This is a genomic window from Streptococcus sp. CM6 (assembly GCF_000526095.1).
Lineage (GTDB): Bacteria > Bacillota > Bacilli > Lactobacillales > Streptococcaceae > Streptococcus > Streptococcus oralis_BW.
On the sequence record NZ_JATS01000026.1, the window covers coordinates 22,488 to 40,283 of the forward strand.

A 17,796-nucleotide genomic window follows, 5' to 3' on the forward strand; every position below is an offset into this window, starting at 1 on the left:
GAAAACAGGTTAAAAGGCAAATTTTATGAATTTTATGTAAGAAAATATAACATGAAATACTCTTTCTTATCAGTTTGGAGAAGAGTCTGAAAAGCAAATTTATGGTAAAATAGAAGGATAGAAAAATGCAGATGAGGCAATCATGATAAATCGAATTTCAGATAATAAATTTAAACTAGTATCAAAATATGAACCTTCAGGAGATCAACCCCAGGCAATTGAGCAGTTGGTTGATAATATCGAGGGTGGAGAAAAGGCTCAGATTCTGATGGGGGCGACGGGTACAGGGAAGACCTATACCATGAGTCAGGTCATTTCCAAAGTCAATAAACCAACTTTGGTCATTGCCCATAACAAAACTCTAGCTGGGCAGCTCTATGGGGAGTTCAAGGAATTTTTCCCTGAAAATGCTGTTGAGTACTTCGTATCGTACTATGATTATTACCAACCTGAGGCCTATGTCCCTTCGAGTGATACTTATATTGAAAAGGATAGCTCGGTCAATGATGAGATTGACAAGCTTCGACACTCAGCGACTTCAGCACTTCTGGAGCGTAACGATGTCATCGTTGTGGCTTCTGTCTCTTGTATTTATGGTTTGGGTTCTCCTAAGGAATACGCTGACAGTGTTGTCAGTCTGCGTCCAGGTCTTGAAATTTCTCGTGATAAACTTTTGAATGATTTGGTTGATATCCAGTTTGAACGCAATGATATTGATTTCCAACGGGGAAGATTTCGCGTTCGCGGGGATGTGGTGGAGATTTTCCCAGCTTCCCGAGATGAACACGCTTTTCGAGTAGAGTTTTTCGGGGATGAAATTGATCGTATCCGTGAAGTTGAGGCTTTGACAGGTCAGGTATTGGGAGAAGTGGATCATTTGGCGATTTTCCCTGCCACTCACTTTGTGACCAATGATGTCCACATGGAGGTTGCTATTGCTAAGATTCAGGCAGAGTTGGAGGAGCAGTTGGCTGTCTTTGAGAAGGAAGGCAAACTGCTAGAAGCACAACGCTTGAAACAACGGACAGAGTATGATATCGAAATGCTACGTGAGATGGGGTATACAAATGGAGTTGAGAACTACTCTCGTCACATGGATGGTCGTAGTGAAGGAGAGCCCCCTTATACGCTTCTCGACTTCTTCCCAGATGATTTCTTGATCATGATTGATGAAAGTCACATGACCATGGGGCAGATTAAGGGCATGTACAATGGAGACCGTTCGCGTAAGGAAATGTTGGTCAATTATGGTTTCCGTTTACCGTCCGCCTTGGATAATCGTCCGCTACGCCGGGAGGAGTTTGAAAGCCATGTACATCAGATTGTTTACGTTTCAGCAACACCAGGCGACTATGAAAATGAACAGACCGAGACAGTGATTGAGCAAATCATTCGTCCGACAGGACTTTTAGACCCAGAAGTGGAAGTCCGCCCAACTATGGGACAGATTGATGACCTCTTGGGTGAAATCAATGCCCGTGTTGAAAAGAATGAACGCACCTTTATTACTACCTTGACTAAGAAAATGGCAGAAGACTTGACTGATTACTTCAAGGAAATGGGGATCAAGGTCAAGTATATGCACTCGGACATCAAGACCTTGGATCGGACCGAGATTATCCGTGACCTACGCTTGGGGGTTTTTGATGTTTTGGTCGGAATCAACCTGCTCCGCGAAGGGATTGACGTTCCCGAGGTAAGCTTGGTTGCCATTCTCGATGCTGATAAGGAAGGTTTCCTACGTAATGAACGTGGTCTTATCCAAACAATCGGTCGTGCAGCCCGTAATAGTGAAGGTCATGTGATTATGTATGCGGACACGATGACTCAATCTATGCAACGTGCTATCGATGAAACGGCCCGTCGTCGGAAAATCCAGATGGCTTACAATGAAGAGCATGGTATTGTACCTCAGACAATCAAGAAAGAAATCCGTGATCTAATCGCCGTAACCAAGGCAGTTTCCAAAGAAGAGGACAAGGAAGTCGATATCAATAGCCTCAACAAACAAGAACGCAAGGAACTCGTCAAGAAACTAGAGAAACAAATGCAAGAAGCTGTCGAAGTGCTTGACTTTGAACTAGCAGCACAGATTCGGGATATAATGTTGGAAGTGAAGGCGTTGGATTAGATAGGAGAAAACGAATGAAAATTTTAGTCATCAATGGACATCCTGACAAGGGAAGTTTCTGTCAAGAAATTTTTCGAACGATTGTAGAAAATATTGACTCAAATCATCATGAGCTTGAATCTATTAATCTAAATGAGATAGATTTTGATCCCGTATTACGTTATGGTTATCGAAAACGTATGGAAGAGGACTCCTTCATACTTCGCTCTCAGGAATTAATCCAGTGGGCAGATCATTTTATTTTTGTCTATCCAATTTGGTGGAGTAGTATGCCTAGTTTATTGAAGGGTTGGATCGATCGTGTTTTCACGCCAGGAATTGCTTACTCTGCCAATAATAAAGGAAGTTTTATTTGGAACTACTTAAGAGGTCAGCAGTTTAAAAAGTTACTAAAAGGAAAAACAGCCAGTATTTACGCAACATCAATGGCACCAACATGGTGGTACAAAGTATTTTCAGGTCCTATCAATATCCCAGACAGTTATGGAATATCAGTATTAAAGAATGCTGTCTTAAATCACTGCGGTATTAAAACAAAGAAAGTTTCAATTTTGGGTGAGTTAGGGCGTGAGGTGAATACAAATTCTACAAGACAAAAATATCTACAAAAAGTAGCTGATGAAGTCAAGGCGTTGGATTAGGAAAAAGTATGGTTTATTTAAGAAAACTAATTGAAGAAGATTTGGTGTCTTTGTGGGAAATAGCTTATTCACAATCTAATCCAATTTGGAAACAGTATGATGCTCCCTATTATGACGATTATCAGCATTTTCCTAATTTTCAAGAATTTAAACTACAAAAATCAGAATCTACTCTAAACAACTCAAATCGCCTTGGTATTTTTGTTGATGATAAATTAGTTGGGACTGTTTCGCGCTACTGGGTATGTAAACAAACAAGATGGATGGAATTGGGGATTTGTATTTATGATAACAAATTTTGGAACTCTGGCATTGGAAAAGCTGCTATGCTACAATGGATAGATCGGACATTTAAGGATTACTTGGTGTTGGAGCATCTTGGTTTGACAACTTGGTCAGGAAATCTTGGTATGGTAAAACTTGCTGAAAAATTAAGAATGAAAAAAGAAGCTCATATTCCAAAAGTTCGTTATTACCAAGGCAAATATTTTGATAGTATTAAATATGGTATTCTGAGAGAAGAATGGAGTAAAATAAATGAACCTAACTATCAAACAAATGGAAACTCCTGAAGAGATAGAAGGTAAATCCTTCGTTCATTGGCAAACGTGGAGAGAGGCTTATGACGACCTTTTACCTGCTGAATTTCAGGAGACGATGACATTAGAAAGATGTCTATTCTTTAGTCAAAAATATCCAGAAAATACATTGATTGCGATGGACGGTATGAAGGTAGTTGGTTTTATCAGTTATGGAAACTTTCGTGATGAGACTATTCAAGCTGGTGAAATCATTGCCTTGTATGTTTTAAAAGACTATTACGGAAAAGGTATTGCTCAGAAGTTAATGAAGGAAGCTTTGAGTACTCTTGATCGTTTTTCTGAAATATTCTTATGGGTATTAAAAGAGAATCAGCGAGCCATTGCTTTCTATCAAAAAATGGGCTTTACTTTTGATGGACAAGAAAAGATGCTTGACCTTGGAAAACCTATAAAGGAAAAACGGATGGTATTCTATTCTAAATAATTTTAAAAAGTAAAAGCTAATGGCTCTGGTACCAAGTCTGAAAATTTAATAATTTAGAAAGCGAGCAAATCTATGTCCCGTGCCCAAGCAACTATTTTAACCAACATCTGTCTAATCGAAGATCTAGAAAATAAGCGAGTAGTCATGCAATATCGGTCTCCTGAAAGCAACCACTGGTCAGGTTATGCTTTTCCAGGAGGTCATGTTGAGAATGGCGAGGCCTTTGCCGAGTCTGTCATACGTGAAATCTACGAAGAAACTGGTCTAACGATTCAGAATCCCCAACTGGTCGGTATTAAAAATTGGCCCTTAGATACAGGTGGACGCTACATTGTCGTTTGCTATAAGGCGACAGAGTTTAGTGGAAATCTCCAATCCTCAGAAGAAGGAGAAGTATCTTGGGTGCAAAAAGACCAGATTCCAAACTTGGATCTGGCCTATGATATGTTGCCTTTGATGGAGATGATGGAAGCTCCTAACAAGTCAGAGTTTTTCTACCGTTACCGTACAGAGGACGGCTGGGAAAAAGAAATATTCTAGTCTTTTACCAAATAACCTAACTGATCCAAGGCCTCCTCGATATAGTGGAGGTCTTGTTGTGTCTCAGCTTCAACAAGGTGGTAATGGATGCCGTCTGTCAATTCAGAAAGGGGTCTAAAGTCTGAATTCTCGACTTGTTCCAGAAAGTGCTGGACATCTCGGCGACAGGTGAGTTTAAGATGGGTTTCAATTTCACCATAAACGGGATGATCGATTAAGATATTTTGAACGCGTCCGCCATTATCTACAATGGCTAGAAGTTCCTGCCCGATTTCTTCCAGTTCATGTTTCACTTTAAAGAGTTTGTGGACGTAAGGACTGGCATCATTTTCTTTGTAGATATAGCCACGATTGGTGGATAGGATAGGAGCCCCATCTGCTCGGAGAATAGCGATATCCTGTACAATGACTTGGCGCGTGACATGAAAGTGCTCAGCCAAGGTTTGACCATTGAGAGCTTTTGGCGCCTCTTTTAATAGTTTGAGAAGAGCTTGTTTGCGATCCGTTGTCATAGTTTTTCCTTTTAGCGACGTTTTCGAAGCACTTTATAGACAGCTAGTGCTAATGTATAGTCTACCATACTATGGACAATTGTGCCAAAGCCAACTAGGACGAAGAGAACATAAAACATATTTTCAACGTTTGTCCCTGAAGTAGCATAGAAGATGATACAAGCTAGTACTTCAGCGATAGCGTGAACAACACCCAAAACAAAGTTAAAAATCCAAGATGCCTTTGGTTTATCCAAGGTTTCAGGGAATTTCTTTAAGTACAAAGCCCCCAAAGTACCAAAAACGATGTGAGAAAAGGCGCGTAGGACAATAACCATAGGGTAGCCTGCCATCAGAAAACCAAGACTAGAAGCAATAATCACAAAAGCAGCCATCAAAGGCGAAAGAAACATGGCGATAAAGATGGGGATATGACTTCCCAAGGTGTAAGAAGCCGGTGGGATAACGATTTTAAAAGGCATAATGATTGGAATCAAAATCGCGATTGCAGTGAGTAGGGCAGTCATGGTCATAAACTGCGTTTTTTTCCGTATATTCATAAGAACCTCCATTTATCTGTATATACACAAGTATAGTACAATAAATAATCAGTTAAGTCAAGAAGCATTAGTGATTTTTAATGGATATCTGGTTAAATGTGGTAAAGAATACTGGGAACTTAATTCTTATGTTTTAACTACTAAACTCCACCTTCAGGACGAAAGTGGAGTTGTTTTTTTATTTCTTCAAGGTTTCGAGACGTGGGACAATCATTACAGTCAAGATGGCTGAGATAACCAATTCGGCGATTGAGTTTGTAGAGATAACAGTTGCTAGGAGTTTTTGGATATTCCCATCAAAGACATTTCCAAAAAGGTAGAAAATTCCACCAAGTACAAAGACTGTGTTGGTAAGTGAACCAAGGGCACCAGCTAGAATCAGACCAGTTTTATTTTTCATCAGTTTATAAACTAGATAAGGAGTTAAACCAATCAAAATACGTGGAACGATAGCTATGATAACTGAGTAGATGTTTCCGTTTGGTACAAATGGGGAGAAGAGGTAACTTGTCGGTAGAATCGTAATCGTGTTAACCGTCAAGCTAAGTAGTCCCATTAAAAATCCAAGTGTAACCCCAACGCGTGGACCGTAAATAATACTTGCAATAATAACAGGAACATGCACGATAGTTGGTTTAATTGGGAATGGGAATAGATTAAATAAGAGAGAGCTTAGAAAGTGAATGACCAACATGGTCGCAAAAAAGATAGCAATTGGGGCAATATTAGATCGTTTTTTCATTGAGAGTTTCCTTTATTCTTTCTAAAATAATATCAAGGTCTGCCAAAGCTCCCCTTCCGTAGTCTCCACAAGCAAGTAAGGATTCTTTTGGAGAGATAAGCTTGTAACCATATGTTTCTAAAGTTTTAAGGTTTGTTTGAGTTGCCGGATGGTCATACATTTTTGTATTCATAGCAGGAGCAAGTAGTTTAGGAATGTTTTGGGGTAAAGATAACGCTGTACTAGTCACCATGTTGTCCGCAAAGCCATGTGCTAGTTTTGCAATGGTGTTAGCTGTGGCAGGGGCCACGATAAATAAATCCGTTTCTTTACCAAGTTGGATATGATTGACCTGATCAGGATAGGGTTCCTTCATGACATCCAAGTGGACAGGATTCTGTGATAAGACCTGTAGTGTCAAAGGTTGGATAAACTCTGTAGCAGCCTGAGTCATTAAGACAGTGACTTGATGGCCTTGTTTTTTTAGAGAACTGACTAAATCTGCCGACTTGTAAGAGGCGATTGACCCAGTTACAGCCAAGAGAATGTTTGCCATAGCTTTCCTTTCTATGAATGATAGGATTGAATCTTTTCAAGGAGGAGTTCTGCAATTTCTTCTTTAGTATGAACCGTTTGAAGATGATCTTTCTCAACAAAGATTGCACGATGTTGGTTTGCTGAAATTTGAGTCAGATCATTTGCAATGATTAAGTCTGCTTGGTTCTTGATAAGACTTTTTCTAGCAATGTCAACCAGATGATCTTCGTTAACATCAACTAGCAGTTTGAAACCAATCAGATGAATAGCAGGATTCCATTCCTTGACTAGAGAGATGATTTTGGGTGTTTTTTTCAGGAATAAAACCTGAACCTCATCAGTTGAAGAAATCTTAGTTTGATGATTTTGCTTGCTTAAAAATTCTTCTAGATTGGAGCTAGCCTGAACTTCCTCAAGCCCTGTCATATAAACAGGAGTGTAGTCGGACACAGCCATTGAGTGGATCAAGACCTGATAATCCTTGACACGTTCTTGCATTTCTAGTAGAAGCTCGTGGGTATTGGTAATTTCTCGAATACTTAGGTTGGGATGGGATTCTGGCTTCAGAGATCGTTTTGTCGTTATCAAACAAACTTCATGTCCTGCAGCAAGCAAAGTTTCAGTGATGATTTTCCCCAGGCGACCTGTAGAATGGTTAGTGATAGCGCGGACGCTATCGATAGCTTCACTGGTACCGCCTGACGTAACTAAAATTTTCATAGGACTATTGTACCAAAAAATAAAATAGAATCAAAAGAAAGCGTTTGTTTTTTTCATCTAATTTTCCAGAAAGATTATAGTTTTTGGCTATAAAAACTTATAAAAAGTAAAAAAGATGACTAAAATCGGCCTTAAAACTTGATGTTTATAAACTTTACTAAGCTTTTTGTATGTGAAAAACCTTTTTTTGTGTTATAATGAATTATCATATAAGAGGTTAGAGGAGTTTTGAATGAAAACAGATATTGAGATCGCACAGAGTATTGAGTTGAAGCCAATCGTTGATGTTGTGGAGAAACTTGGTATTTCTTACGATGATTTGGAGTTGTATGGAAAGTACAAGGCTAAGCTCACCTTTGATAAAATTCGTGCAGTTGAGAGCAATCCAGTTGGTAAGTTGATTTTGGTGACAGCTATCAACCCAACACCAGCAGGTGAAGGAAAATCAACTATTACCATTGGTCTTGCGGATTCCTTAAACAAGATTGGTAAGAAAACCATGATTGCCATTCGCGAACCGTCACTTGGTCCAGTCATGGGGATTAAGGGTGGTGCTGCTGGTGGTGGTTATGCCCAAGTGTTGCCAATGGAAGACATCAACCTCCACTTTACTGGAGATATGCATGCCATTACAACTGCTAACAATGCTCTTTCTGCCTTGATTGACAATCACCTGCACCAAGGAAATGAGCTGGGAATTGATCAACGTCGTATTCTTTGGAAACGTGTTGTGGACTTGAACGACCGCGTCCTTCGTCATGTGACCGTTGGACTTGGTAGTCCTCTAAATGGTATTCCACGTGAGGATGGTTTTGATATTACAGTTGCTTCCGAAATCATGGCCATTCTTTGCTTGGCGACGGATATTGAAGATTTGAAACGTCGTTTGGCGAATATCGTTATCGGTTATCGTTACAATCGTACACCAGTTACTGTTGGTGATTTACAGGTTGAGGGAGCATTAGCATTGATTTTGAAAGATGCTATCAAACCGAACTTGGTTCAGACAATCTACGGAACACCTGCTTTTGTACACGGTGGTCCATTTGCCAATATCGCTCATGGCTGTAACTCTGTCTTGGCAACAAGCACAGCCCTTCGCTTGGCTGATTATACTGTTACTGAAGCTGGTTTTGGTGCAGACCTTGGTGCTGAGAAATTCCTTGACATTAAGACACCAAACTTGCCTACATCTCCAGATGCAGTTGTCATCGTCGCTACCCTTCGTGCCCTTAAGATGAATGGTGGTGTAGCTAAGGATGCTCTTACAGAGGAAAATGTGGAAGCAGTTCGTGCAGGTTTTGCTAACTTGAAACGCCACGTTGAAAATATTCGTAAGTTTGGTATTCCAGCAGTTGTTGCGATTAACGAATTTGTTTCTGATACAGAAGCTGAAATTGCAGCCTTGAAAGAACTCTGTGCTTCAATCGATGTTCCAGTTGAGTTGGCTAGTGTCTGGGCTGATGGAGCAGAAGGTGGCGTAGCGCTTGCTGAAACGCTTGTCAAGACTATCTCTGAAAATCCAGCCAACTACACTCGTCTTTATGACAATGACCTTTCTGTCCAAGAAAAGATTGAAAAAATTGTCACTGAAATCTATCGTGGTAGCAAAGTGAACTTTGAGAAGAAAGCCCAAACGCAAATCGCTCAAATCGTTCAAAACGGATGGGACAAATTGCCAATCTGTATGGCTAAAACTCAGTACAGTTTCTCTGACAATCCAAATGCACTTGGAGCCCCAGAAAACTTTGAAATTACCATCCGTGAATTGGTACCAAAATTAGGTGCAGGCTTCATCGTTGCCTTAACAGGTGATGTTATGACCATGCCAGGCCTTCCAAAACGTCCAGCCGCTCTTAATATGGATGTTGAAAGCGATGGAACCGTTTTAGGATTGTTCTAGTATATTGCAATTGATTTCAAATGAGTTTGGAAAAGCTATCCAAGCTCATTTTCGATTTTAGAAAGAGAAATATATGCCAACGATTCGAACAGTAAGGGAGTCTGATATTCCAGAACTGCTTGCAATTTATGCTCCCTATGTCCTTAATACAGCCATTACATTTGAATACGAGGTGCCAAGTGTTGAAGAATTTCAAAGAAGAATCCAAAAGACCTTGCTTAAATATCCTTATCTAGTGCTAGAGGAAGAAGGCAAAATTTTGGGATATGCCTATGCCTCCACCTATTATGATAGGAGGGCTTATGATTGGTCAGTTGAAGTGTCAATTTACTTGCACCAAGAAGCCAAAGGTCGAGGGTTAGGGAGTCTACTCTATGACTGTCTGGAGGAAGAATTAGTGCCAAGGGGTTACTTACGCTTCTTAGCTTGTATCGCTTTGCCAAATGATAGGAGCATTTCTCTTCACCGAAAGAGGGGCTATGAACAAGTAGCTCATTTCCCTAAGATAGGCTATAAGTTTGGAAAATGGCATGATATCGTTTGGATGCAAAAGTCATTGACTCCTCCTGATGATATGAAAGAGTAGAATTCCACACGCAATCAGTCTAGCTAAAGATATTTTCCCTAATTTCTGATATAATAGAAACATTGACTTCAAGAGTAAGGAAGAGAAAATGAACGCATTATTGAATGGAATGAATGACCGTCAGGCAGAGGCGGTGCAAACGACAGAAGGGCCCTTGTTAATCATGGCGGGGGCTGGTTCTGGAAAGACTCGTGTTTTAACTCACCGTATTGCTTATTTGATTGATGAAAAGATGGTCAATCCTTGGAATATTTTGGCCATTACCTTTACCAATAAGGCGGCGCGTGAGATGAAGGAGCGTGCCTATGGGCTTAATCCAGCAACCCAGGACTGTCTGATTGCGACCTTTCACTCCATATGTGTTCGTATCCTGCGTCGCGATGCGGATCATATTGGCTACAATCGAAACTTCACCATTGTAGATCCAGGAGAACAGCGAACCCTCATGAAACGCATTCTCAAGCAGTTGAACTTGGATCCGAAAAAATGGAATGAACGGACCATTTTGGGAACCATTTCTAATGCTAAGAATGACCTGATTGATGATGTGGCTTATGCTGCCCAAGCTGGTGATATGTACACACAAATCGTGGCTCAGTGTTATACAGCTTATCAGAAGGAGCTTCGCCAGTCTGAGTCTGTCGATTTTGATGATTTGATTATGCTGACCTTGCGTCTCTTTGATCAGAATCCTGACGTCTTGACCTACTATCAGCAGAAGTTCCAGTACATTCACGTTGATGAGTACCAAGATACCAACCATGCCCAGTACCAACTGGTCAAACTTTTGGCTTCACGCTTTAAAAATGTCTGCGTGGTCGGTGATGCTGACCAGTCTATTTATGGTTGGCGTGGGGCTGATATGCAGAATATCTTGGATTTTGAGAAAGATTACCCTAACGCCAAGGTAGTTTTGTTGGAGGAAAATTACCGTTCAACCAAAACCATTCTTCAAGCTGCCAATGACGTCATCAAAAACAATAAAAATCGTCGTCCCAAGAATCTCTGGACTCAGAATGCCGATGGGGAGCAAATCGTTTATTATTGCGCAAATGACGAACAAGATGAGGCTGTTTTTGTAGCCAAAACCATCGATGAACTTGGTCGTAGTCACAACTTCCTCCACAAAGATTTTGCAGTTCTTTATCGGACTAACGCCCAGTCTCGTACTATTGAGGAGGCCCTCCTAAAGTCCAATATTCCTTATACTATGGTCGGCGGGACCAAGTTCTACAGTCGTAAGGAAATCCGTGACATTATCGCCTACCTTAACCTCATTGCCAATTTGAGTGATAATATCAGTTTTGAGCGTATTATCAACGAGCCTAAGCGCGGAATTGGCCCAGGAACCGTTGAGAAAATCCGCGACTTCGCTAACCTACAAGAGATGTCCATGCTAGACGCTTCAGCCAATATCATGTTATCTGGCATCAAAGGGAAAGTAGCCCAGTCTATCTGGGATTTTGCTAATATGATTTTGGATTTGCGGGAAAAACTGGATCAATTAACTATCACCGAGTTAGTGGAAGCTGTTCTAGAAAAAACAGGTTATGTCGATAATCTTAATGCTCAGGCAACCTTAGAGAGCAAGGCTCGGGTTGAAAATATCGAAGAGTTCCTATCTGTTACCAAAAACTTTGACGACAATCCTGATAGCCAGGAAGAAGAAACTGGTTTGGACAAACTCAGTCGTTTCTTGAATGACTTAGCTTTAATCGCAGACACAGATTCAGGCAGTCAGGAGACATCAGAAGTGACCTTGATGACCTTGCACGCTGCTAAGGGACTCGAGTTTCCGGTTGTCTTTATCATTGGGATGGAGGAGAATGTCTTTCCGCTTAGCCGTGCGGCTGAAGATCCTGATGAGCTGGAAGAAGAACGCCGTTTGGCCTATGTCGGTATCACACGCGCTGAAAAAATTCTCTATCTGACCAACGCCAACTCACGCTTGCTTTTCGGTCGTACCAACTACAATCGTCCGACTCGTTTTATCAATGAAATTAGTTCGGACTTGCTTGACTATCAAGGCTTGGCTCGACCAGCGAATACTAGTTTTAAGGCTTCTTATAGCAGTGGTGGGATTGCTTTCGGTCAAGGTATGAGCTTAGCTCAGGCCCTTCAAGAACGGAAACGCAATGCCGCATCAAGCTCTATCCAGTCAAGTGGTCTCCCATTTGGACAATTTGCAGCTGAAAATAAAAATGATACGAGCGATACCAACTGGTCTATTGGGGATATTGCCCTTCACAAAAAGTGGGGTGAAGGAACAGTCCTTGAAGTGTCGGGTAGTGGCGCTACTCAGGAATTGAAAATCAATTTCCCAGAAGTGGGTCTGAAAAAACTCCTAGCTAGTGTTGCCCCAATTGAGAAAAAAATCTAATTTTCCATCCTTCTCACGAATAATAAAGTGAGGAGGATTTTTATGTACAGTATTTCATTCCAAGAAGATTCACTTTTGCCTAGAGAAAGACTGGTTAAAGAAGGAGTAGAGGCACTGAGCAATCAAGAATTGCTAGCTATACTACTCAGAACTGGAACACGTCATGCCAACGTTTTTGAAGTTGCTCAAAAAGTCTTGAATAGTCTCAACAGTCTAACTGATTTGAAAAAAATGACCCTGCAGGAATTGCAGAGTCTGTCTGGTATTGGACGGATTAAAGCCATTGAACTACAAGCAGTGATTGAACTGGGGCATCGCATTCACAAACATGAAACCCTTGAGATGGAAAGTATTCTCAGCAGTCAAAAGCTAGCTAAGAAAATGCAACAGGAACTCGGCGATAAAAAACAAGAGCACCTAGTGGCGCTCTATCTCAATACTCAAAATCAAATCATTCATCAGCAAACTATTTTTATCGGATCTGCGACACGCAGTATTGCTGAACCGAGAGAAATCCTTCACTATGCCCTCAAGCATATGGCTACCTCTGTGATTCTCGTTCACAATCATCCATCCGGTGCCGTATCTCCTAGTCGAAATGACGACCATGTCACTAAGTTAGTCAAGGAAGCTTGCGAGCTGATGGGAATCGTTTTCTTGGACCATCTGATTGTCTCGCACTCGGATTACTTTAGTTACCGTGAAAAGACGGATCTGATTTAGAGTTCATTAACAACATAGTCAAACAATGTTTTATCTTTGGGGCGATTTTCAAAGAGAAATTCAGGATGCCATTGAACACCAAGATAAGGAAAGCCATCCGTAGTTGTCACAGCTTCAATTATTCCATCTTTAGGATCATGTGCTACAACCTTAAGATTAGGAGCTAGATCTTTAATACTCTGGTGGTGGAAGGAGTTGATATGAGATATTTCTCCATAGATCTCTCGGAGAATTGTATCAGGTTCCGTTACGAGGCGTTGGGTCGTGTATTCGGCTGAACAGTCCTGCCAATGATCCTCGATATCTTGGTGAAGCGTACCTCCCATAGCGACATTGAAAAGCTGAGTACCCCGGCAAACAGAGAAAATTGGTTTCTTCTGTTTAATCGCTTCTCTGATAAGGGCTAATTCAAACTGGTCTCTTTGAAGATGGTAGTCATCACTGTCAATGGTTTTAGGCTCACCGTAGAATTTTGGATCAACATTTTGCCCACCCGTTAGGATAAGCTTATCAATGATACTGATGTAATGGGTAGCCATTTCTTGATCACCAATCGGTAGGATGATTGGAATTCCGCCAGCGTCCTTGACTCCTTCAACAAAGCCCTTTGCTGCATAGCTCATCATGATGTCATCATCTGGATGAGCTTTTTCATTTCCTGTAATCCCAATAACTGGTTTTTTCATAAATGCTTTCGCTTTCTAATCCTCTTTACGCATAAAATAGAGGAGGGTTTGGAGTTCGCTTGTCAAATCGACATATTGAACGACCACATCTTTTGGAAGGTGGAGGTGAACAGGGGAAAAACTGAGAATACCTTTTATACCTGCATCAACCAAAAGATTGGCGACTTCTTGTGATTTAACACTTGGAACAGTTAGGATAGCAGTTTTAACATCTGCTTCTTTGATTTTTTCTTTAATTTGAGAGATACCATAGATTGGAATTCCATCAGGTGTCTGGGTTCCAACTTCTGGATGGTCATCTAGGTCAAATGCCATGATGATTTTCATCTTGTTACGCTCATGGAAGCGATAGTGGAGAAGGGCATGCCCCATATTCCCAATCCCAACCAACATAACATTGGTAATGGAGTTGTCATTTAGGAGGTCAGCAAAAAAAGTCATCAGTTTTTTAACATCATAACCAAAACCACGACGACCTAGTTCACCAAAATAGGAAAAATCACGACGAACAGTCGCAGAATCGATACCAATAGCCTCTGCAATTTGCTTGGAGTTGGCACGTTCAATTTTTTCTGCATGAAATCTCTTGAAAATTCGATAGTAGAGAGAGAGTCTTTTTGCTGTTGCTTTTGGAATAGCAGACTGTTTATCTTTCACAAAACCACAACCTTTCTATTCTTCTATTTTATAGAAACATTGTGAAAAAATCAACAAAAACAAGAAAAAACTAAGAAAATCTTAGTTTTAGTCTTAAAAATTAGCTTGTGATAGAAAACGGTAGAGATCTCCGACCAATCCTTGATAGATAACTTTATCATCAAAGGTTAATGAGGTAACTAGGAATGTATCTGGAAGAGTTACACAACCTGATAGAGATAACATAAGCTCTTCGTAATCCTTATATTCAAGTGTACGTTCTACGTGATAGTTATCTTGATAGGTAAGTCGATACATAGCCAATTATCTTTCTTCTTTTGTGAAGATTCCGCGTTCTACAAGGCTGTCCATGAGGAAGTAGAATTTCTCTTGGTGGATATGATGGTCTTCTGATTTAAAGATATTCACCAAACGAAGGCCAGATTTGTCAGTGATGTTGAGTTTAGCACCTGTAAGGTCTTTATTGATGATGATTTTTAGGTTGAAGCCTTCACCGCTGTTAGGTACTTTCTCAAGCAGACGAGTTAGTTCGAAGTTTCCAACTTTTGTTTCAAAGAAAGTATTATCTTTCAGTGTGAACTTTTTGACAGTTGGGCTAAGTGTGTAGTCGTAGCGGCAGTTTTGTAGTTTAATGGTTTTTTCGAATGCCATTAGATTAATCTCCAATAATATTTTTTAAGGTTTGTGCGAGTTGTTTCAGTTCTTCCTCAGTGTTAAGAGGAGACAGGCTGATACGGACAGATTCTTTCAAACGATGCGAATCAGGTCCATAAAATGCTTTAAGCACATGACTGGTTTGTACAACACCAGCGGTACAAGCTGAACCGGTAGAAATTGAAATTCCTTCAAGGTCTAACCGTAGCAAGAGCAAATCATTTTTTTGACCAGGAAAGCCAATATTGACAACATAAGGAAGCTGGTATTGGCTTTCGTTGAGATAGTATTCTAGATCTGCAATCTCATCTAGAAAAGCAGATTTTAATCCCTCTAGTTTTTGGTAATGTTCAGCTTGCTGCTCTAAGTCCTCTTTAAGAGCAGCGACCATGCCTACAATGGCAGCGAGGTTTTCTGTTCCAGCCCGTTTCTTTTGTTCTTGGTCTCCACCGTGAAGATAGGAATCAAAGTCCGCGGAAGAAGCATAAAGAAAGCCGATTCCCTTTGGTCCATGGAATTTGTGGGCAGAAGCACTGAGGAAATCAATTCCCAATTCCTCAGGATGGATAGGAACTTTTCCGATAGCTTGAACAGCATCTACATGATAAGCCGCAGGATGCTCTTTTAAAACACGTCCAATCTCAGCGATAGGTAAGAGACTGCCCGTTTCATTATTAGCATACATAGTGGAAACGAGAATAGTATCGTCACGTAAGGCCTCTTGAATTTGCTGGGGAGTAATTTCTTGATTTACTGGTTGGATGATAGTCGCTTCAAAGCCAAAATGTTGCACCAGATAATCGATAGTCTCAAGCACAGAATGATGTTCAATAGCTGTCGTGATGATATGTTTTCCACGATTTTGATGACGGAGACAATAGCCAATAATAGCTGTATTGTTGCTTTCTGTACCGCCAGACGTAAAAAAGATATGTTGAGATTTTGTCCCCAATAACTGGGCTAGTTCCTGACGGGCTTCTCGCAAGAGTTTGCCAGCCTGTCGACCATGACTATGAATACTAGAAGGATTACCGTGGGTTTCTTGCATGACCCTGGTCATTTCTGAAATAGCAACTGCTGACATAGGAGTAGTAGCAGCATTGTCCAAATAAATCAAAGAATCACCTTATTTCTTTTTGTTGTAAGCAAAGAGTGGGCTGACTGGTTTTCTTTCATGGATGCGGACGATCGCATCTCCGATTAACTCGCTAGCAGTAATGTAACATACATTTTCAGGAGTTCTTTCTTTGGTTGCTACGGAGTCTGTCACTAGGATTTCTTTGATGTTTGTAGCGTCAAGGAGGTCTGCTGCACCTTCAACAAATAAACCGTGACTAGATACTGCATAAATCTCAGTTGCACCTTCACGTTCAACGATTTTGGCAGCTTCAGAGAAAGTACGACCAGTATTTAGAATATCGTCAATTAAGATAGCCTTCTTGCCTTCGACATCCCCAATGATATAGCCTTCGTTACGATTAGAATCGTCTTGGGCGTAGTCAATGATAGCGATAGGAGCATCAAGGTATTCAGCCAAACTACGTGCACGTTTAACACCAGAGTTCTTTGGACTGACAACAACAACATCGGAGCCAAGGAGTCCTTTATCACAGTAGTGCTTAGCAAATAGAGGAACAGTATAAAGATTATCTACAGGAATATCAAAGAAACCTTGGACTTGAACAGCGTGGAGATCAAGCGTTAGAACACGACTTACACCAGCTTTGACAAGCATATTGGCAACTAGTTTTGCAGTGAGGGGTTCGCGAGAAGAAGCGATACGATCCTGACGAGCATAACCAAAGTAAGGAAGGACAACGTTGATACTATGAGCACTTGCACGTACACAAGCATCAACCATTATTAATAATTCCATCAAGTGGTTGCTAACAGGGTAGCTAGTTGACTGGATGATGTAAACATCGTAACCACGGACACTTTCTTCGATGTTGACCTGGATTTCGCCGTCAGAAAATTGACGAGAGGATAATTTTCCGAGAGGTACACCAACTGTATCCGCAATCTTTTGAGCGATTTCTGGGTTAGAGTTTAGGGTGAAAAGTTTCATGTTGTTTCTATCTGACATTATAGACCGTCCTCTGTAAACTTTGTGAATCTCCTTTGAGAAAGTTCTGTTTTTCAAAGCAAGATTCTTTTATTTTTATCTTTTCTATTCTACCAAAAAAAGGAGATTATTTCAGCTTTTTTTCATGCTTTTAATAAAACGAATTAATTTTGAAGGAGCTTTCTGATAAGTTATGTGATTTTCATCTAAAAATTTCCGAAAATCGGCTTTCCCTTTTTCATGGTCTGTGACTTCAAGCTCGAGTTCATAGTCCGTTTGGTCAAAGTAGTGACTTTCATCTAACGCCATTAAGCCAATTTCTGTTTTCGTTTCATAACGAAGAGTCGAAAGGCAGCCTAAAACAAGCCAGTCATGACTTTCAATACCAATCTTAGCGAGCTTTTCTAGAACGAGCCCTTGAGGTAGTTTTTGTTTTTCTAGGTATGATTCAGCCTCTGAAAGAGTTAGTTTCTGGTTGTATTCCATATTTCCTACAGTTTGAGGCACTTTCAAGGTCAATTCCGCCCAATTTGAAAAAGTGCGAATGCGCATGGCAACCTTCTTTTCACGTAATTGAAAATCAGGTGTGTCAATGTAGTAGTTTTTCTGAAGGACGGGCTGGATATGGGAAAACTGTTTTTTTAGATGATCATATTCCTCTTTTTTCAGAAGTGTTTTCAATTCTATTTCTAAATGTTTCATTTTTTCAACCTTTTCTATATCTTTGAAAGCGATTTATGGTATAATGGACAATGTATTTATTGTATACGAATGT

At 40.5% G+C, this 17,796-nt stretch carries 21 protein-coding genes; 9 read left to right on the top strand and 12 right to left on the bottom strand.

Annotation, left to right across the window (positions count from 1 at the left end; genetic code table 11):
- Positions 1–142: 142 nt before the first annotated feature.
- From uvrB to HMPREF1516_RS09160, 5 genes are all read left to right on the top strand, one after another.
- Positions 143–2,131 carry an excinuclease ABC subunit UvrB gene (gene uvrB / locus HMPREF1516_RS09140; protein WP_000610400.1) on the top strand — a complete coding sequence of 663 codons (1,989 nt, stop codon included), beginning with the start codon at positions 143–145 and terminating at the stop codon, positions 2,129–2,131.
- A gap of 14 nt (positions 2,132–2,145) precedes the next feature.
- Entirely contained in the window at positions 2,146–2,772 is a 627-nt protein-coding gene (locus tag HMPREF1516_RS09145; RefSeq protein ID WP_000699277.1) for an NAD(P)H-dependent oxidoreductase, read from the top strand.
- 8 nt (positions 2,773–2,780) lie between these two features.
- Positions 2,781–3,344: a GNAT family N-acetyltransferase gene (locus HMPREF1516_RS09150; RefSeq protein WP_000262762.1), complete on the top strand. Its 564-nt coding sequence runs from the start codon at positions 2,781–2,783 to the stop codon at positions 3,342–3,344.
- The gene (locus HMPREF1516_RS09155; protein WP_001054579.1) at positions 3,310–3,798 is read left to right on the top strand and encodes a GNAT family N-acetyltransferase; all 489 of its coding nucleotides are present in this window, start codon (positions 3,310–3,312) and stop codon (positions 3,796–3,798) included. Before HMPREF1516_RS09150 ends, HMPREF1516_RS09155 begins: the two co-directional genes overlap by 35 nt.
- Before the next feature lie 72 nt (positions 3,799–3,870).
- Positions 3,871–4,338: an 8-oxo-dGTP diphosphatase gene (locus HMPREF1516_RS09160; protein ID WP_000085292.1), complete on the top strand. Its 468-nt coding sequence runs from the start codon at positions 3,871–3,873 to the stop codon at positions 4,336–4,338.
- Here HMPREF1516_RS09160 and HMPREF1516_RS09165 read toward each other — a convergent pair.
- The 5 genes from HMPREF1516_RS09165 to coaB all read right to left on the bottom strand — a co-directional run bounded on the left by HMPREF1516_RS09165 (position 4,335) and on the right by coaB (position 7,367).
- A complete protein-coding gene (locus tag HMPREF1516_RS09165; protein WP_000205862.1) occupies positions 4,335–4,850 on the bottom strand; it encodes a transcription repressor NadR in 516 nt (171 codons plus the stop codon). The genes HMPREF1516_RS09160 and HMPREF1516_RS09165 overlap by 4 nt on opposite strands.
- 11 nt (positions 4,851–4,861) lie before the next feature.
- Entirely contained in the window at positions 4,862–5,389 is a 528-nt protein-coding gene (locus HMPREF1516_RS09170; protein ID WP_001026212.1) for an ECF transporter S component, read from the bottom strand.
- Positions 5,390–5,567: 178 nt separating this feature from the next.
- Positions 5,568–6,131, bottom strand: a complete 564-nt coding sequence (locus tag HMPREF1516_RS09175) for an ECF transporter S component (protein WP_033606393.1) — start codon at positions 6,129–6,131, stop codon at positions 5,568–5,570.
- Positions 6,115–6,666 carry a phosphopantothenoylcysteine decarboxylase gene (coaC, locus tag HMPREF1516_RS09180; RefSeq protein WP_033606394.1) on the bottom strand — a complete coding sequence of 184 codons (552 nt, stop codon included), beginning with the start codon at positions 6,664–6,666 and terminating at the stop codon, positions 6,115–6,117. Before coaC ends, HMPREF1516_RS09175 begins: the two co-directional genes overlap by 17 nt.
- A gap of 11 nt (positions 6,667–6,677) precedes the next feature.
- On the bottom strand, positions 6,678–7,367 hold the full coding sequence (coaB, locus tag HMPREF1516_RS09185; RefSeq protein WP_007522039.1) for a phosphopantothenate--cysteine ligase: 690 nt from the start codon (positions 7,365–7,367) through the stop codon (positions 6,678–6,680).
- Between the two features lie 232 nt (positions 7,368–7,599).
- On the opposite strand from coaB, the gene HMPREF1516_RS09190 reads away from it, so the two are divergent.
- From HMPREF1516_RS09190 to radC, 4 genes are all read left to right on the top strand, one after another.
- Positions 7,600–9,270: a formate--tetrahydrofolate ligase gene (locus tag HMPREF1516_RS09190; RefSeq protein WP_033606396.1), complete on the top strand. Its 1,671-nt coding sequence runs from the start codon at positions 7,600–7,602 to the stop codon at positions 9,268–9,270.
- A 73-nt stretch (positions 9,271–9,343) separates the two neighbouring features.
- Positions 9,344–9,856: a GNAT family N-acetyltransferase gene (locus HMPREF1516_RS09195; protein ID WP_001142348.1), complete on the top strand. Its 513-nt coding sequence runs from the start codon at positions 9,344–9,346 to the stop codon at positions 9,854–9,856.
- A gap of 88 nt (positions 9,857–9,944) precedes the next feature.
- Positions 9,945–12,236 (top strand): DNA helicase PcrA, encoded by a 2,292-nt coding sequence (gene pcrA, locus HMPREF1516_RS09200; RefSeq protein ID WP_033606398.1) that lies wholly within the window; start codon positions 9,945–9,947, stop codon positions 12,234–12,236.
- A 42-nt stretch (positions 12,237–12,278) separates the two neighbouring features.
- Positions 12,279–12,959: a RadC family protein gene (gene radC / locus HMPREF1516_RS09205; protein WP_033606399.1), complete on the top strand. Its 681-nt coding sequence runs from the start codon at positions 12,279–12,281 to the stop codon at positions 12,957–12,959.
- Here the strand turns inward: radC and HMPREF1516_RS09210 are convergent.
- From HMPREF1516_RS09210 to HMPREF1516_RS09240, 7 genes are all read right to left on the bottom strand, one after another.
- On the bottom strand, positions 12,956–13,645 hold the full coding sequence (locus HMPREF1516_RS09210; protein ID WP_033606400.1) for a gamma-glutamyl-gamma-aminobutyrate hydrolase family protein: 690 nt from the start codon (positions 13,643–13,645) through the stop codon (positions 12,956–12,958). The two genes, radC and HMPREF1516_RS09210, sit on opposite strands and share 4 nt — an antisense overlap.
- Before the next feature lie 15 nt (positions 13,646–13,660).
- A complete protein-coding gene (locus HMPREF1516_RS09215) occupies positions 13,661–14,302 on the bottom strand; it encodes a redox-sensing transcriptional repressor Rex (protein ID WP_000653419.1) in 642 nt (213 codons plus the stop codon).
- 93 nt (positions 14,303–14,395) lie between these two features.
- Positions 14,396–14,599 (bottom strand): DUF4649 family protein, encoded by a 204-nt coding sequence (locus tag HMPREF1516_RS09220; RefSeq protein ID WP_025169551.1) that lies wholly within the window; start codon positions 14,597–14,599, stop codon positions 14,396–14,398.
- Positions 14,600–14,605: 6 nt separating this feature from the next.
- Positions 14,606–14,953 (bottom strand): DUF1831 domain-containing protein, encoded by a 348-nt coding sequence (locus HMPREF1516_RS09225; RefSeq protein WP_000863524.1) that lies wholly within the window; start codon positions 14,951–14,953, stop codon positions 14,606–14,608.
- 4 nt (positions 14,954–14,957) lie between these two features.
- Positions 14,958–16,073, bottom strand: a complete 1,116-nt coding sequence (locus HMPREF1516_RS09230) for a cysteine desulfurase family protein (RefSeq protein WP_033606401.1) — start codon at positions 16,071–16,073, stop codon at positions 14,958–14,960.
- Between the two features lie 9 nt (positions 16,074–16,082).
- Complete coding sequence (locus HMPREF1516_RS09235; RefSeq protein WP_001283847.1) at positions 16,083–17,042, bottom strand: ribose-phosphate diphosphokinase; 960 nt, start codon at positions 17,040–17,042, stop codon at positions 16,083–16,085.
- Between the two features lie 111 nt (positions 17,043–17,153).
- On the bottom strand, positions 17,154–17,723 hold the full coding sequence (locus HMPREF1516_RS09240; RefSeq protein ID WP_033606402.1) for a CYTH domain-containing protein: 570 nt from the start codon (positions 17,721–17,723) through the stop codon (positions 17,154–17,156).
- Positions 17,724–17,796: the final 73 nt, after the last annotated feature.

Coding starts and splice junctions, on each gene's coding strand:
- uvrB (WP_000610400.1), top strand. CDS start 143: ATGATAAATCGAATTTCAGATAATAAATTTAAACTAGTATCAAAATAT.
- HMPREF1516_RS09145 (WP_000699277.1), top strand. CDS start 2,146: ATGAAAATTTTAGTCATCAATGGACATCCTGACAAGGGAAGTTTCTGT.
- HMPREF1516_RS09150 (WP_000262762.1), top strand. CDS start 2,781: ATGGTTTATTTAAGAAAACTAATTGAAGAAGATTTGGTGTCTTTGTGG.
- HMPREF1516_RS09155 (WP_001054579.1), top strand. CDS start 3,310: ATGAACCTAACTATCAAACAAATGGAAACTCCTGAAGAGATAGAAGGT.
- HMPREF1516_RS09160 (WP_000085292.1), top strand. CDS start 3,871: ATGTCCCGTGCCCAAGCAACTATTTTAACCAACATCTGTCTAATCGAA.
- HMPREF1516_RS09165 (WP_000205862.1), bottom strand. CDS start 4,850: ATGACAACGGATCGCAAACAAGCTCTTCTCAAACTATTAAAAGAGGCG.
- HMPREF1516_RS09170 (WP_001026212.1), bottom strand. CDS start 5,389: ATGAATATACGGAAAAAAACGCAGTTTATGACCATGACTGCCCTACTC.
- HMPREF1516_RS09175 (WP_033606393.1), bottom strand. CDS start 6,131: ATGAAAAAACGATCTAATATTGCCCCAATTGCTATCTTTTTTGCGACC.
- coaC (WP_033606394.1), bottom strand. CDS start 6,666: ATGGCAAACATTCTCTTGGCTGTAACTGGGTCAATCGCCTCTTACAAG.
- coaB (WP_007522039.1), bottom strand. CDS start 7,367: ATGAAAATTTTAGTTACGTCAGGCGGTACCAGTGAAGCTATCGATAGC.
- HMPREF1516_RS09190 (WP_033606396.1), top strand. CDS start 7,600: ATGAAAACAGATATTGAGATCGCACAGAGTATTGAGTTGAAGCCAATC.
- HMPREF1516_RS09195 (WP_001142348.1), top strand. CDS start 9,344: ATGCCAACGATTCGAACAGTAAGGGAGTCTGATATTCCAGAACTGCTT.
- pcrA (WP_033606398.1), top strand. CDS start 9,945: ATGAACGCATTATTGAATGGAATGAATGACCGTCAGGCAGAGGCGGTG.
- radC (WP_033606399.1), top strand. CDS start 12,279: ATGTACAGTATTTCATTCCAAGAAGATTCACTTTTGCCTAGAGAAAGA.
- HMPREF1516_RS09210 (WP_033606400.1), bottom strand. CDS start 13,645: ATGAAAAAACCAGTTATTGGGATTACAGGAAATGAAAAAGCTCATCCA.
- HMPREF1516_RS09220 (WP_025169551.1), bottom strand. CDS start 14,599: ATGTATCGACTTACCTATCAAGATAACTATCACGTAGAACGTACACTT.
- HMPREF1516_RS09225 (WP_000863524.1), bottom strand. CDS start 14,953: ATGGCATTCGAAAAAACCATTAAACTACAAAACTGCCGCTACGACTAC.
- HMPREF1516_RS09235 (WP_001283847.1), bottom strand. CDS start 17,042: ATGTCAGATAGAAACAACATGAAACTTTTCACCCTAAACTCTAACCCA.
- HMPREF1516_RS09240 (WP_033606402.1), bottom strand. CDS start 17,723: ATGAAACATTTAGAAATAGAATTGAAAACACTTCTGAAAAAAGAGGAA.